Genomic DNA, 14,331 nt, shown 5'->3' on the forward strand with positions numbered 1-14,331 from the left:
ACATAGTTGTGCTTATAGAGGACGATATTGATGTACCGTGGTGCCACCTCAGTTTGGAGCTAATAGTTGCTCCCTCTTTTCAGATTCACAAAAGTAAATCCTATCCTTTTAACGGTGGAATTCCGTTCAGCTCTACTGTTCCTTCAAGCTGTCTCTCGTAAGCCCATTCCATGAAATTGATTTTACCGGCTCTCACCTTCCCCGGCTCTCTTGAAAAATCAGCTTTCCATGTACTTTTCTTACTCGACGATTTACAGTATTTATTTTTCCAAAACACAAAAAGGGCTTCTCATCCTAGGAAAAGGACGAGAAACCCGTGGTGCCACCTTCATTAGCTATCATTAGCTCACTTTATGGTATCAAGAGCGTCTGCTCTAATACCTGTCTCTTGTAACGATGAGACCGATTCGCCAAAGCCTACTGTAGAAAAACCTAGTTCGGTTTGGAAGCTCCGAAGCCCATTCACTTAAAGTTCTACACTGATTTGCACCAACCATCAGCTCTCTAAAGTATCCTTTTAAGCTACTCTTCTTCATCAACGCTTTATATTAATTGTAATATTAAACAGAATTTTCGGTTAAGTCAACCGTATTTCCAAAAAAGTTTATTTAATTTTTTCAAGCATATTATCCAATTTATTCTTCCAAACTGTCGCAAGTTCCTCTATTTGAAGCATTTCCTCAATTGCTTCAGCATTTTTACGATCATGAAGCATGATTTGATTCGCTTTTAATACAGAGTATTTTTCTTGTACTCGTTCAACAAGCTCGATCGACGAATCAGCATCAATAACTCCTTCTTTCAAAACGCGAAAAAGATAACCAGTATAACAGGACTCCACGATTCGACTTAATAAATCGACTCCATTATATTTCGATATTTTTGCACATGGAATTCTCCCCTGCGTCACTTGGATAACCGTTGTACCAATTTCAAAGGTATCACCGATATAAACATCTTTCTCAAGCATGCCTGTTGTTGTTAAATTTTCCCCAAAAGCCGGCAGTGGGAGCTTAATATTAAATTCCTTTTCCCACATTCCATAATGCTCGTACGGATAAAGGCAAACGGCTCGGTCTACTCCACCATGATATTCAGTGCTAGCTACTGCATCATGGTCAAATCCGATTTTGTGTAGTGCAACACTCGTAATTGGCTTTTTACCGATCCCTGTTTTCTCTGCTTTTCCATTAAAAAGATACTCTTTCGGTTCACCTACATTCAAGGATATTAACGTTTTCATGTTTTTAGCCTTCTCCCTTTTATATTGGTTTTATTTTAAAGAACTATGCAAAATTTGGCAACTTGATTCTTATTCCATAAAAAGTAAATCTATTTTCAGTTAGTTTTTTTGTTTTATGTAAATATTAATGTTGTTAGAACTCCTTTATGCTGTTGGATTTACTAATAATATATCGAGATTCCTTAACAAGGGCGGGGCGAAGATGGATTATATTGAAAACTCTCTTATTAAAAAGAGCGCAAAGAGTTCAGCTTCAAATAGATCCGACAAAAAGAAGCTTAATAAATGGGCAATACTCGCTTTATCTTCCATTCCTCTTGTTATGACACTGGGTAATTCCATGCTTATTCCAGTCTTACCTGTTATGGAAGATACATTAAATATTTCATCATTTCAATCAAGCATGATTATTACTGTGTATTCAATTGTTGCAATTGTTCTTATTCCTATAGCAGGATTTTTATCTGACCATGTTGGACGAAAAAAAGTGATAATACCAAGTCTAATTATCGCTGGTATTGGAGGACTTATTTCTGGATGGGCCGCTTGGAAAATAGACAATCCCTATTGGATTATATTAATAGGTCGAGCTTTACAAGGAATAGGCGCAGCTGGAGCCGCCCCTATCGTCATGCCATTAGTTGGAGATATGTTTGAAAGTGAGGAAGAAGTAAGCAGCTCTCTTGGAGTTATTGAAACTTCAAATACGTTAGGAAAAGTCATTAGTCCTATATTGGGTGCATTTTTGGCAGCATTTGTGTGGTTTATACCATTTCTTGCTTTTCCTGTCTTTTGCTTAATTTCCATCCTCCTTCTCGCTATTTTTGTGCGAAGAGGAAATACAGAATATGAACCTATTCCATTTAAACAATTTATACATCAAATTAGAGAAATTTTTAGAAACAACCGTCGCTGGCTTTTTGCCATTTTTATTATTGGGATCATATTGATGTTCGTTCTGTTTGGGGTCCTTTTTTATCTTTCTGAAACTCTAGAAAGACATTACGATATTGTCAATGTCAAAAAAGGACTATATCTTGCATTTCCACTTGGGGCACTTTGTCTAACCTCTTTGATTTCAGGTAAAGTTATTAAAGAAAATAAGGTTTTAATGAAATGGATTACTTTTAGCGGGCTTCTCTTACTGTCCTTATCTATTGTTGCATTAAGCTTTTCCAAAGGGCTTTGGTTTATGATTTTCATGTTCCTATTAAGTGGTATCGGCATTGGTGCAAGTTTGCCGTGCCTTGACTCACTCATCACTGAAGGAATCAAAAAGGAACAGCGAGGGACCATCACATCCATTTATCATTCCATGCGATTTGTAGTAGTTGCTTTTGGTCCTCCAGTGATGGCCATACTCATGAAGAACCTAGAGGGTAGTCTATTTTATATCCTGAGTGGAATAGGTGTTTTTTCAGTTTTACTTACATTAATTGCGATTAAGCCTGATCCCAAATGAAACAAGTCACCTTTAATTGTGACTTGTTTCATTTATTTCATTCAATTGCTCATTCAAAAAATCGACAATTAATTGATTGAAATGCTCCCATTTTTTTGTAGGAATTTGGTGTGCAACATTCTTAATAATTGCTAATTGAAAGGTTGTCTTTTTTTTGAAGATTTTTATATTTTGAGTGGCAAAATCCCTTGAACCGTATAAAAGACATAAAGGAAACTCCAGCAGGTGAAGTCGCTCTACACATGAATAATGCAAGGATTCTTCATAAAATTGAAACCATGTTTTTCGGTCAGTCTTTAACATATGCTCATACATTTCATTTCTCAACGATTTATCCCTTATATGACTGTTAGTAATAAGTTTAGCAAGCATGTGGGGAAATTTTTTTACAAAATACATTCCCATTATATGTTCATATTTCAATGCTAAAGATTTTACTTCAGGAAATCCGCTAGCCAAAATGACAGCTGATGTCTGATGAGGAAATGACAATGCAAATTCTAGGGCAATAAGTCCACCTGATGAGTAACCACACACCACCGCTTTTGAAATCTCCAAATGCTCTATCAATTCTTTAATTTCTTGAGCATATCCATTTATAGAGACGTCTCTGTATGGACCGATCGAATCTCCATGGCCACTTAAGTCTGGTAATATCACTCGAAAACGGTTACTTAATTGGGCTTGAAAATGAAAAACCTTTCTTCCCATTGCTGGTGGGTGAATAAAGATAATGGGAATTCCAGTTCCATAATCTTCAAAGTAAATTCGGGTTTCTTCAAAGAGAAAATTTGGCATGTTTTATCCTTCCTAATATAGATAGACCTATATTTAATATGAGTAACCTTTAAAATAATCATGCAATTATCCAGGTTCCTCATTTCAAGGAAATAATAGAAAAGGCATTTGAAAGTTCGGGTCATGCTCTGCTTTCAAATGCCTTCTTTAATTTCGATGCGACTATTCTTCCAATCTTGGTTTTGTCGGGTCACAGTTAGGTTTCTCTATTTTCGAAGAACTTTGAGCAAGCTTCGTTAAATAATAGCATTCTTCACGCATCATATGATCTGCCATTAAAGCTGCAAAGGTTCCTAAAGCTTCTTTACTCAACTCAAGCTCCTCAATCTCATCGAGAAAACCCATAAATAACTTCATTTCGAGTAAAACATCTTCATTAAAGCGGTCTAGTGCAGGAAATTCATGTAGATTAGTTCGTAAAAATCCAGTTAATTCAACAGCTTTTAGATAAAAATCCTCAAAATCCTTCGTAAATTCATCACTTTTTTCTTTAATTTTTTTCTCGATTCGATCCATATTATCAGAAATTGCTCCTGCATGACCTGCTCCATCAAGAAGCCAAAGCAAGTGATGATGTAACTCATGAAATATCGGAGGTATCGTACCCTTTTTCAAATATCCTAGTATCAGCAAATACTCTTCCAGTTCGTTTACCATATGACTTAAAAAAGTTGGACCCAGGTGGATCGTGATTTTTCCCACTAAGTGTCTTTCAATTAGCTTTAATTTAAACTCTCTTAATTTCTTTACCTCTACCTCTGCTTTTTGACTCAATAAAATTAAATCGCTCTCATTAACTTTATGAAGCAATTGATCAAAAGTAATAATAAATCCCTTTGCTTGTTCAATCGCTTCCTTCTCGTTTGGTCCTAAAGAATCATGAATGAATCTTGCATGATCACCCAATACTTGAAGCCAAAAAAGATGCTCATATCTAGCTGCTTCTACATAATTTTCCACCCAATTCTCCCCTCTCTAGTTTCTCCCACATAAAATATACAAAGAAGACATTATAAATATGACAATACGACCTCGGTTCATTTTTCATAATTTTTAGATATTTGAAGGAGTTTATAAGAAAATGTGGAATTATGTATGCGAAAAGGAATTTTTTATGGAGGTGAAGCTGATGACCACTGGCATACTACTATATCCAAGATTTAGTGAATATGAGCTGTCTGTCATCATATCCATCTTAACACAGGCAAACCATCCGAAAATATTTATCGGACTAAATGATCAACCTGTTAAAGGTGAAGCAGGACTTACTTGCTTACCTGAAACAACAATCGACAATGTGAATATCGAAATGCTCCAAAGTCTCGTACTTCCTGGCGTCGATGATTTCCAACATTTAATCGATAAAGAGCCACTTTTTCATTTTATAAGAAGGGTTTACGAACAAGATGCAGTTATCGGAGCCATTTCCAGCGCCCCGTTTTTATTGGCCAAATCGGGTATTTTACTGGATCGATATTATACAACAGGAATTTCAAAACAAGCGCGTGAATTTCTCGGTGTATTCTCTGAAAAAGGCTATGTTGACGCTCCCTATGTTTTTGATAAAGGAATATTAACAGCGCAAGGAGCCTACTTTATTGACTTTGCCAATAAATTTGGACAAGTACTTGAACTAGACTACAATCCAAATTGGTATCGATAAGAAAAAACGAACAAAATCATAAGACTTTGTTCGTTTTTTTGCGGCATTATTTGATTGGCTTTTTAAGAATTGCAAGTATCACTGCAGAGACGATCGAACCAATAACAATCGCTAATAAATACATAAACCAACCTCCATCAACAAGAGGTATAACGAATAATCCCCCATGCGGTGCGCGAAGTCCAATTCCAAATAGCATGGATAGAGCACCAGCAACTGCTGAACCTGCCATAAGTGAAGGAATAACACGAACAGGGTCTGCCGCTGCAAATGGGATGGCACCTTCAGTAATAAAGGATAACCCCATAATATAGTTGACTTTTCCTGCTTCACGTTCTTGCTTGTTGAAACGATTTTTAAAGAATGTTGTAGCTAAAGCAATTCCTAATGGTGGTACCATTCCAGCGGCCATAATAGCTGCCATCGGTTCATACACTCCATTTGCTAACAAGCCTGTTCCAAATACATACGCAGCTTTGTTTACAGGACCACCCATATCAAATGACATCATAAGACCTAATACAATTCCTAAAAGCACTGCGTTCCCAGTTCCTAAACTTGAAAGCCAATCTGAAATCGCTGTATTTAATGCACCTACTGGTTTGTTCACTACATAAAGCATGATAAATCCTGTTAAAGCAATTCCTAATAACGGATAGAGTAAGATTGTCTTAATACCTTCTAGAGATGCAGGTAGACCTGATAATAGCTTTTTCAACCCTACAACTAGATAACCAGCAAGGAAACCGGCAACTAATCCACCTAGGAAACCTGCTCCACCATTCGCAGCAAGTAATCCACCTACCATACCCGCAGCAAATCCTGGACGGTCAGCAATACTCATCGCGATAAATCCTGCTAAAATCGGAACCATTAAGCCAAACGCTGTTCCTCCACCAATCGTATTTAAAGCTTCAGCAATCGGATGATAGGTTGGGTCATCTGGATTTGAAGCATTAATCCCAAATAAGAAACTGATCGCAATCAAGATTCCTCCACCTACAACAAACGGTAGCATGTTAGAAACACCGCTCATTAAATGCTTGTAGATTGTAGAGCCAATTCCTCTAGTTTCTTGTTTAGCATCGTTCTTAGAAGTACCTTTTCCTTTAAAAATAGGAGCATCTTGCTTGAGTGCTCTATCTATTAATTGCTGTGCTTTGCGAATTCCATCAGCAACCGGTGCTTCAATTACATGTTTCCCACTGAAGCGATTCATTTCCACATTCGTATCTGCAGCCACTATAACCGCTACAGCGTTTTCAATTTCCTCTGCAGTTAAAACGTTTTTCGCTCCTCCAGAACCATTTGTTTCAACCTTAATCTCAACACCCAATTCCTGCGCCTTCTGTTTTAAAGAATCCGCTGCCATATAAGTGTGAGCAATTCCAGTTGGGCAAGCCGTTACAGCAACGATAAAGTTTTTCTTCCCAGTCATTGATTGCTCTTCTTCTGCTTCCTCTTTATCATGACTGTCAATAATCTTAATGATATCATCTTCTGTTTCCGCTTCTAAAAGTTGCTTACGTACTTCTTCGTTCATAAGAATTGTTGAAAGTCTTGAAAGTGCTTCTAAATGAGTATTATTGCCACCTTCTGTTGCAGCAATCATAAAAAACAAATGAGCTGGTTGTCCATCTAGTGATTGATAATCTACGCCGGAAACGGAACGACCGAAGGCAATGGCTGCTTCTCGTACAGCCTTCGTCTTAGCATGTGGGATTGCAATCCCTTCTCCAATTCCAGTTGTACTCTGTGCTTCTCTTGCCAAAATGGATTTTTTGAATTCCTCTATATCTGCTAATTTATTCGCTTGCTGAAGTACATCAACAAGCTCATCGATTGCTTGATTTTTTTCATTTCCATTAATAGAAAGCTTAATGGTATCTTTTGTTAACAACTCGGTGATTCTCATTTTTCTTTCCCCATTTCTTCTTGTATTTCGACTAGTGCTAAAACGTCTAAAATTTTTTCCTTCGTACATAGCCCCATTGAGAATGCGGTTGCACTTCCGCTCGCAACACTAAATCGAAATGCCTTACTATAATCGTTTGTCTCTTGGCATTTAGCAATAAAACCAGCCACCATTGAATCGCCTGCACCAACGGAACTCTTTAATTCGCCCTTTGGTGTATTGGAAATTAAAGTGATGTCTTTATTAACAAATACGGCCCCTTTATCAGCTAGAGAAACAATCACGTTCTGGGCACCCATTTGTACTAATTCTTTCGCAAAAGGAATCGCTTGTTCAGCACTTGTTATTTCCACATCGAAAAATCCACTGAGTTCATGATGATTTGGCTTAATTAGAAAAGGATTATAAGGAAGAATCGTTTTAAGTAAGTCCCCTTCCGCATCTACAATGCATTTTGCACCTGTTTGCTGACAAATTTCCGCTAATTGCTCATACGTATTACTAGGCATTGAGCTTGGAATACTTCCAGCTAGAACAAGAATATCCTCTTTGCTAAGCCCTCGAACTTGGTTTTTTAGTGATTCAAAATCATGCGCTGAGATCGTTGGACCCTTTGCATTGACTTCTGTTTCTTCAGTGGCACGTAATTTGACATTTATACGCGTGTCTTCATCGACTCTTACAAAGTCAGTCTCAATGCCATTATTTTTTAAAAAGTCTTCAATATATGAACCAGTGAAGCCGCCAACAAATCCTAAGGCTTTACTTACTATGCCCACCCTCTTAAGTACTTGAGAAACATTGATTCCCTTTCCTCCAGGAAATTTCGATTCATTATGAGAGCGATTTAAATCTCCCAATAAAACTTCATCTAGTTCGACAATATAGTCTAAAGATGGATTTAAAGTTACTGTGTAGATCATGCTGTCACAACCTTTATGTCTGTTTTGCCTGCATACTGATTTTTAATATCAGAATCAAGGTCATTTGTAATTATTTTAGCTGTTTTAATATCAGCAATTTTAGCAAAAGCAACTTCAGAAAACTTCGAATCATCCGCTAAAATATAGGCCTCTCTTGATAAGGACATGGCCAATTTTTTCACCGCGGCCTCTTCTTGATCTGGTGTCGTATAACCAAATTGAGGATGAATGCCGTTGACACCCATAAAACATTTATCAAAGCGATAATGCTCAAGGCTAGCTATCGCATCACGTCCAATAATTGCATTTGTTGATGGTTTTACGAATCCACCAATTAAATAGGTCATTATATTTCTTTCAAGTAATAAAGGCAGATGCGTAATTCCGTTCGTTACAACGACGATGTTTTCCGGAAGATAAGGAATCATTTCTACAATCGTCGAACCTGCATCTAAATAAATAGATTCGCCTTCTTCTATCAAACCAACAGCATATTGAGCAATTTTTTGTTTTGCATGATGGTTTTTGGAAGATTTCTCATTCATCGTTGGTTCCTGTAATTTACCTTGTAGTTTAGCTGCTCCACCGTGAACTCTTTTTAAGTATTCTTTTTTTTCAAGTACGGTTAAATCACGACGGATTGTAGATTCTGAAGAACTAGTTAGCTCCACAAGCTCCTGAATTTTGACTGTATTTTTCTCCTTTAAGAGCTGTAGAATCTTCTCATGACGTTCAGTTTCTAGCATGGCACCGCCTCCTTTAAAGCGTTTTCATCAGTTTGTGCTATTATCATACTTCAAATCATAATCAAAATCAACCAAAATCCGTCACTATATTTCAAAACCATTCAAATTCAACCAAATTAATGAATGATTGTTTCTTTGCTGAAGTCATGGTAGCATGTAAAAAGATTTATAAAGAATTGGAGATAAATTGCATGTCAAAAATAACAACCTTTTATCGTGAGTTTTTCATTATACTACTTCTTGTGGTGCTATTTTTTGGACTGTTCGGCACCCTTAATGATCGTATTATTCAATTAATGACTGATTCAACTAGTAACAAATTAATGGAAACAAGTTTCTTCAATAAAGTATTGTTTGCCATCCAAGCGCTTGGACTTTTAGGAATTGTACTAATTGCTTATAAAAATGGGTTACCATTTAAAAGGAAAGGAACGCGATTATCTAAAAAGGCCATGAACTTCATCATTCCAATATCAGCATCACTCATTTTGATTCCTTACGTTTTATTGTTGTTGTTTTAAACAAAAACTGAATAAATTTTAATTTCACTCACAAACTAAAATGACCAAATTTGAGGGGTGAGATAATGGAAGTAAAGCGTGTAAAGCAGATCTTATCATCTTCAGCAGATATTGAAGTTCAATATAACGGGGCATCTGTTTGGATAGACAATTTAAATGAAGATGGGCAAACCGCGACCGCGCACTTACGAGGACCATTAGAAGAAAGAACAACTGTTGATATTGCTGAGTTAGAAGAAAAATAAGCATTTGGTAATAGGTTGAATTACACAGTTTCCTATGATAGAATCATTTTAATACATATGGTCGTTCCAACTCGAACACCGTCTCTTATTTTGCCGTTCCTTTTGGGACGGTTTTTTTTGTTTATCAAAATGAATAAAAAGGAGCCTTATCGTTTAAAATAAGACTCCTTTAAATCCTTTTATCTTCCAACAAACATCTGAGTCCAATGGTTTCCAGTTGCTTCGTGACCTACTCCGATGTGTGTAAAATCTTTACTCATAATATTTTTTCTGTGGCCTTCACTATTCATCCATGCTTGTACAACTTCTTGCGGTGTTCTTTGTCCTTGTGCAATATTTTCACCAGCAGATTTATAAGTTACACCAAAATCTCTCATCATATCGAATGGCGAACCATAAGTTGGACTTGTATGCGAGAAATAATTTTTAGCCTGCATATCTTGAGATTTCTTTAGTGCCACTGAACTTAATTGGGCATCAGCCTTTAAAGCTGGAAGGCCCCCTTTAGCTCTTTCTTGATTCGTTAAGTCAATGACCTGTTGCGCATATTGACTGATATTTCCTGTAGCATTTTGTTGTTCTTTCTGAGCCGGTTGTTGCTGTGTTGGTTGTTGTTTAGCTGGTTGCTGCTGTGCCGGTTGCTGCTGTGCCGGCTGCTGCTGTGCTGGTTGCTGCTGTGCCGGTTGCTGTTGCATTGGTTGCTGTGCCTGCTGTTGTGCTTGTTGCTTCGCCTGCTGCTTTAATTGTGGTGTTAATTGACCAAATTTTGTTTTTAGCTGCTGTTCAATTTGCTTTTGTAACTCAGCAATTTGGTTCCCGTCAATCGGCGTGAATGAGTATTTTGCATCTTGTATCACTACCGCTTTCGTATGCGGATAATTTTGACTTGACATGTTTGTAAAAGAAGCAGAAATATCAGGATCTACATTTTTGTTATTTCTTTCATTCCTTCTGTCGTTATTATCATTAATGACATTGTCTAGATTAAAATTATCCCCATTTGTCCAATTTCGATCAAAGAATCCCCGGTTGTCTCCATCATTTCGAACATTAAGGGTGCCCCCTCGATTATCATTTGATGGATCATACGCTGTATCATCTCCCATACCACATGCGGTAAGCCCGAGCAGTAAAGCTGATGTAACTAGAACATTACGTGTTTTCTTTAACAATTCAATACTCCTCCTTTAAGATATTCTAATTACTTTCTTAGTTTTGATTGTCACGACGGAATATATAGATGGTAATTATCGTTGCAATTGGAAACGGTATTCTTTTCATGAATTATTTAAAGAAGGAGAGAATATACTTAAGAATTGTGCAAAGCTACATATTTTAAAACTTCTTACGTAATTCTTGATACAAATTGATCAAACTAGACACAGTTTCGTTATGTATGTAAGATTCTTTATCGATTCTAGCGCCTGTCAACCCTAATTTGCAGGAAATACAAGGTTACACTTGAATTTTTTTCCTTTTATTTCTACACATAAAAATTAAGCTTCAAACATTGTCCTAATAGACTTCGAAATGGTATTTCAAAATGTTTATTTTTCTAGATTCCACACACTGTAAAATCCTTCCTAAAATATGACAAAAAACGCATGCTACTATTTAGGAGCAAGCAAAACACGAATCTTTTTTAGGAGGAATACGAATGAAAAAGAAAATGATTTTACCTATCGCGGCTGCAGCTGGCCTACTATTTACTTCAACTGGAATTACGAACGCGGATGCGGCTGAATTAGACACAAAAGTGGAAAAGAAAGTATATGTCTATCAATCTGACAACTTTAATAAGGAACAATTAAATAGTGTAATAGAGAAATATTTAAAGGATTTCAATATTAATTGGGATTTCGTAAACAAGCAATTGCCTAGTAAAGAAGCAGTTCAACCAGAAAAACCGGTAAAGCAGCCCGTTCAAGCCCAAAAACCTGCTGAAAAGCCAGTTCAAGCTCAAAAGCCTGCACAAACTAAACCAAAACCAGCGACACCTATTCAGCAGGAAAAACCAGCTACTCAAACACCTGCTCCTGCACCAACAGAGCAAACAGAAAATAACGCAACATCACAAGTAAGTGCGTTTGAACAAAAGGTTGTTGATTTAACAAATCAAGAGCGTGCTAAACAAGGTCTTCCTGCGCTAAAATTAGACACTGAATTAAGCAAAGTAGCTAGAGCAAAATCTCAGGATATGAAATCAAAAGGCTATTTTAGCCATACGAGCCCAACTTACGGTTCTCCATTTGATATGATAAAGCAATTCGGTATTTCATATCGTTCTGCTGGAGAAAATATCGCGATGGGACAACAATCACCTGAAGAAGTAGTACAAGCGTGGATGAATAGTGAAGGACACCGCGCTAACATTCTAAATGGTTCTTACACACATATCGGAGTGGGATATGTTGAGAGTGGAAACTACTGGACACAAATGTTTATTGGTAAATAATATAGGCATACAAAAAACCAGATCTCTTGATCTGGTTTCAGACTGTCGACAAAAGGCATTGAGAGACGCCCTCTCGGTGTCTTTTGTCATTTTTGGATGGAAATGCAGTTAAAATCCGTTGATTTCCGCTCCGGGCACTTGCTTTCCGGGGGGCGGGCGGTGAGCTTCCTCGTCACTGACGCTCCTGCGGGATCTCACCTGTCCCGCAAATCCCCCAGGAGTCAAGCACCCTCCACTCCAATCAACTAGTTTAGGTCCACTTAAGCAGGTTGCCAAGTCCAAGTGGCCATTTTCTTCAAATTCATGGCAGCAAACGTAAGCATCGCCTGCATAGACAATTTTTTAAGACCTCGTAAGGTTGTCCATCGCATACCATGCTTTTCTTTCACATCTGCAAAAACACGTTCTACCTTCTCTTTGCGTTTTGCGTATATCTGTTTGACTTCAACGTTGTGACGAAGATGTTCTGCCTCTTCTAAGTAAGCTTCCCATATATGACGTTGTATAAGCTTTTGATGGTTTTTACTTTCTGTACACTGGGATAGAAACGGACATTTTTCACAAATCGATGAATTTGATTTATATTGCCGATATCCTTCCTTCGTAGTTGTCGTGTATTTTAAGACCTGCCCTTGTGGGCAGAGATAACAATCATAATACTCGTCATACACATAATCATGCTTTCGGAAAAAACCTTCTTTTGTTTTTGGGCGAGTATAAGGAAGGACAGGTAACATCTGATTCTCTAGTAGAAAGTTCGTGATCGCTGATGTTTTATACGCTGCATCAGCAGCGGCTGCGAGTGGCTTCTTTACTTTTTCCACAACCTTCTCAACAAGAGGCTGTAACAGATGACTATCATGTACATTTCCGGGAGTCAATATCGTGCCTAACACAAATCCTTTTTCATCCGTAGCTGCATGAAAAGAATACGCAAATTGTTTAGTTCGTTCATCCTTTACATAGTAGCCACTTTCAGGGTCTGTCGTACTTTCCTTGATTTCTTTCCATTCCTCTTTTTTAAATTTCTCAGGTGGAAATGGCTTTTTCCCATGTTCTTCACGATCTAAATTGAGTTCCAATTGTAGTTTCTCTTCATAAGCACGAGTTTCCTTACGAACCATTTTTTTATCAAACTTTCGCTTATTAGCACTCGCTTTTACATGTGTAGAATCTAAGAAGATATGGTCAGCAGACAACAATCCTTTATCTGTAATCTCTTTCAAAATATGATAGAAAATATCTTCAAAAACATCGGAATCATGATAGCGACGTTCATAATTTTTACCGAAGGTAGAAAAGTGAGGGACTTCTGTGTAGAAACCGAATCCTAAAAACCAACCATAGGCCATGTTAGTTTCAATTTCTTTTATGGTTTGGCGCATGGAACGTATGCCAAATATGTATTGAATGAAGATCATCTTAAATAAAACTACTGGATCGATACTTGGACGACCAATCCCTGAATACAGGTTTTCAACCAAGGGATAAATGAAAGAAAAATCAATAGCTGACTCTAATTTTCGTACTAAATGATCTTCAGGAACTAATTGATCAATCGTCAGGATTTCTAATTGTCCACGTTCATTTGATTGGTTTCTCGTCATCATGGTAGGTCACCTCGAAAAGTAATTTATCCAATGTTTAAAAAGCTTGAATTTGATTGGAGCAGAGGGTGGCGACTCCTGCGGGAAAAGCGGGAAAGTCGAGACCCTGGACTGAGCGTAGCGAGGGAAGCGGCTCGGCCCCGCCCGCGGAAAGCGTCCACCCGGAGCGGAAATCAACTTACACTATTTACATAATTCTATTTTAAAAGAAAAAAGAGTGTAGGCAAACTCGAAAATTTTCGAGTTTGTCTACACTCTGAAGCTAGATCTCTTGATCTGGTTTCTTTGTATGCCTAAGACTATTAATTTAAAGAACGAAACGCTCTACTTATGACTGCGGGCACGACAGTGGGTTTTAGGCTAGTTTTTTATCACACTTAGCATCTGTTAATGTATAACTTTTAACATGATATCCTTTTTTTCGTAGGAAACGAATACTAATATTCTTTTCAAGAGGATTCGCAGCCACCACATGAACTTTTTTACCAGGAATTTCATGAAAATATCTGTTTAAATAAGCAACTGGTATATTAATGGTTGAATGAAAAGAATCTTTGTAGGCCCGATTATAGTCTCTTACATCAACAACAGTAAGATCTTTCTCATCAATATCAAACAAGTGAATGCAATGTACTCCAAAAACTGGGAGATACCTCAAAAGCATAAAAATAATTACGAGACCAGCTAAGAATCCGAATATCGCCATTTTCTTCCCCATCCTGTACGCAAATGTAGTGCTCAGATAGAATTTAT

At 37.4% G+C, this 14,331-nt stretch carries 14 protein-coding genes and 2 other annotated features; of the genes, 5 read left to right on the plus strand and 9 right to left on the minus strand.

Annotation, left to right across the window (positions count from 1 at the left end):
• Positions 1 to 14: 14 nt before the first annotated feature.
• Positions 15 to 256: a binding site (T-box leader), on the minus strand.
• Positions 257 to 298: 42 nt separating this feature from the next.
• Positions 299 to 548 (minus strand) — a binding site (T-box leader).
• A gap of 56 nt (positions 549 to 604) precedes the next feature.
• A complete protein-coding gene (locus FA727_RS08205) occupies positions 605 to 1,243 on the minus strand; it encodes an MOSC domain-containing protein (protein ID WP_136830418.1) in 639 nt (212 codons plus the stop codon).
• Positions 1,244 to 1,445: 202 nt separating this feature from the next.
• Between FA727_RS08205 and FA727_RS08210 the strand changes: the two genes are divergently transcribed.
• Complete coding sequence (locus FA727_RS08210) at positions 1,446 to 2,705, plus strand: MFS transporter (RefSeq protein ID WP_136830419.1); 1,260 nt, start codon at positions 1,446 to 1,448, stop codon at positions 2,703 to 2,705.
• 12 nt (positions 2,706 to 2,717) lie between these two features.
• On the opposite strand, the gene FA727_RS08215 is transcribed toward FA727_RS08210, so the two are convergent.
• Positions 2,718 to 3,503, minus strand: a complete 786-nt coding sequence (locus FA727_RS08215; protein WP_136830420.1) for an alpha/beta fold hydrolase — start codon at positions 3,501 to 3,503, stop codon at positions 2,718 to 2,720.
• 162 nt (positions 3,504 to 3,665) lie between these two features.
• Positions 3,666 to 4,463, minus strand: a complete 798-nt coding sequence (locus FA727_RS08220) for a DUF2935 domain-containing protein (RefSeq protein ID WP_136830421.1) — start codon at positions 4,461 to 4,463, stop codon at positions 3,666 to 3,668.
• 169 nt (positions 4,464 to 4,632) lie between these two features.
• On the opposite strand from FA727_RS08220, the gene FA727_RS08225 reads away from it, so the two are divergent.
• Positions 4,633 to 5,166, plus strand: coding sequence for a DJ-1/PfpI family protein (locus tag FA727_RS08225; protein WP_136830422.1), 534 nt, complete (start codon positions 4,633 to 4,635; stop codon positions 5,164 to 5,166).
• Between the two features lie 46 nt (positions 5,167 to 5,212).
• On the opposite strand, the gene FA727_RS08230 is transcribed toward FA727_RS08225, so the two are convergent.
• The 3 genes from FA727_RS08230 to FA727_RS08240 are packed head-to-tail and all read right to left on the minus strand — an operon-like array spanning position 5,213 to position 8,750.
• Positions 5,213 to 7,081 carry a PTS fructose transporter subunit IIABC gene (locus FA727_RS08230; protein ID WP_136830423.1) on the minus strand — a complete coding sequence of 623 codons (1,869 nt, stop codon included), beginning with the start codon at positions 7,079 to 7,081 and terminating at the stop codon, positions 5,213 to 5,215.
• Entirely contained in the window at positions 7,078 to 8,004 is a 927-nt protein-coding gene (gene pfkB, locus FA727_RS08235; protein ID WP_136830424.1) for a 1-phosphofructokinase, read from the minus strand. Before pfkB ends, FA727_RS08230 begins: the two co-directional genes overlap by 4 nt.
• Positions 8,001 to 8,750, minus strand: coding sequence for a DeoR/GlpR family DNA-binding transcription regulator (locus FA727_RS08240; protein ID WP_136830425.1), 750 nt, complete (start codon positions 8,748 to 8,750; stop codon positions 8,001 to 8,003). The genes pfkB and FA727_RS08240 overlap by 4 nt, the downstream gene beginning before the upstream one ends.
• Before the next feature lie 191 nt (positions 8,751 to 8,941).
• Here FA727_RS08240 and FA727_RS08245 point away from each other — a divergent pair, with 191 nt between their 5' ends.
• Positions 8,942 to 9,271, plus strand: a complete 330-nt coding sequence (locus FA727_RS08245; protein ID WP_136830426.1) for a hypothetical protein — start codon at positions 8,942 to 8,944, stop codon at positions 9,269 to 9,271.
• A gap of 65 nt (positions 9,272 to 9,336) precedes the next feature.
• Positions 9,337 to 9,516, plus strand: coding sequence for an H-type small acid-soluble spore protein (locus FA727_RS08250; RefSeq protein ID WP_136830427.1), 180 nt, complete (start codon positions 9,337 to 9,339; stop codon positions 9,514 to 9,516).
• A gap of 179 nt (positions 9,517 to 9,695) precedes the next feature.
• Here FA727_RS08250 and FA727_RS08255 read toward each other — a convergent pair whose 3' ends face one another.
• Entirely contained in the window at positions 9,696 to 10,688 is a 993-nt protein-coding gene (locus tag FA727_RS08255) for a CAP domain-containing protein (RefSeq protein WP_438646611.1), read from the minus strand.
• Between the two features lie 485 nt (positions 10,689 to 11,173).
• Between FA727_RS08255 and FA727_RS08260 the strand changes: the two genes are divergently transcribed.
• Positions 11,174 to 11,971: a CAP domain-containing protein gene (locus tag FA727_RS08260; RefSeq protein ID WP_136830428.1), complete on the plus strand. Its 798-nt coding sequence runs from the start codon at positions 11,174 to 11,176 to the stop codon at positions 11,969 to 11,971.
• Positions 11,972 to 12,231: 260 nt separating this feature from the next.
• On the opposite strand, the gene FA727_RS08265 is transcribed toward FA727_RS08260, so the two are convergent.
• Together FA727_RS08265 and FA727_RS08270 are read right to left on the minus strand one after the other, a co-directional pair.
• A complete protein-coding gene (locus FA727_RS08265; protein WP_136830429.1) occupies positions 12,232 to 13,581 on the minus strand; it encodes an IS1182 family transposase in 1,350 nt (449 codons plus the stop codon).
• 352 nt (positions 13,582 to 13,933) lie between these two features.
• Positions 13,934 to 14,284 carry a rhodanese-like domain-containing protein gene (locus tag FA727_RS08270; RefSeq protein ID WP_136830430.1) on the minus strand — a complete coding sequence of 117 codons (351 nt, stop codon included), beginning with the start codon at positions 14,282 to 14,284 and terminating at the stop codon, positions 13,934 to 13,936.
• Between the last annotated feature and the right edge of the window lie 47 nt (positions 14,285 to 14,331).

It is taken from the genome of Robertmurraya kyonggiensis, from assembly GCF_005116465.1.
GTDB classification, from domain to species: domain Bacteria; phylum Bacillota; class Bacilli; order Bacillales; family Cytobacillaceae; genus Robertmurraya; species Robertmurraya kyonggiensis.

Excerpts from the sequence above, each read along its gene's own strand:
- FA727_RS08205 (WP_136830418.1), bottom strand. The coding sequence starts at position 1,243 with ATGAAAACGTTAATATCCTTGAATGTAGGTGAACCGAAAGAGTATCTT.
- FA727_RS08210 (WP_136830419.1), top strand. The coding sequence starts at position 1,446 with ATGGATTATATTGAAAACTCTCTTATTAAAAAGAGCGCAAAGAGTTCA.
- FA727_RS08215 (WP_136830420.1), bottom strand. The coding sequence starts at position 3,503 with ATGCCAAATTTTCTCTTTGAAGAAACCCGAATTTACTTTGAAGATTAT.
- FA727_RS08225 (WP_136830422.1), top strand. The coding sequence starts at position 4,633 with ATGACCACTGGCATACTACTATATCCAAGATTTAGTGAATATGAGCTG.
- FA727_RS08230 (WP_136830423.1), bottom strand. The coding sequence starts at position 7,081 with ATGAGAATCACCGAGTTGTTAACAAAAGATACCATTAAGCTTTCTATT.
- pfkB (WP_136830424.1), bottom strand. The coding sequence starts at position 8,004 with ATGATCTACACAGTAACTTTAAATCCATCTTTAGACTATATTGTCGAA.
- FA727_RS08240 (WP_136830425.1), bottom strand. The coding sequence starts at position 8,750 with ATGCTAGAAACTGAACGTCATGAGAAGATTCTACAGCTCTTAAAGGAG.
- FA727_RS08245 (WP_136830426.1), top strand. The coding sequence starts at position 8,942 with ATGTCAAAAATAACAACCTTTTATCGTGAGTTTTTCATTATACTACTT.
- FA727_RS08250 (WP_136830427.1), top strand. The coding sequence starts at position 9,337 with ATGGAAGTAAAGCGTGTAAAGCAGATCTTATCATCTTCAGCAGATATT.
- FA727_RS08260 (WP_136830428.1), top strand. The coding sequence starts at position 11,174 with ATGAAAAAGAAAATGATTTTACCTATCGCGGCTGCAGCTGGCCTACTA.
- FA727_RS08265 (WP_136830429.1), bottom strand. The coding sequence starts at position 13,581 with ATGATGACGAGAAACCAATCAAATGAACGTGGACAATTAGAAATCCTG.
- FA727_RS08270 (WP_136830430.1), bottom strand. The coding sequence starts at position 14,284 with ATGGCGATATTCGGATTCTTAGCTGGTCTCGTAATTATTTTTATGCTT.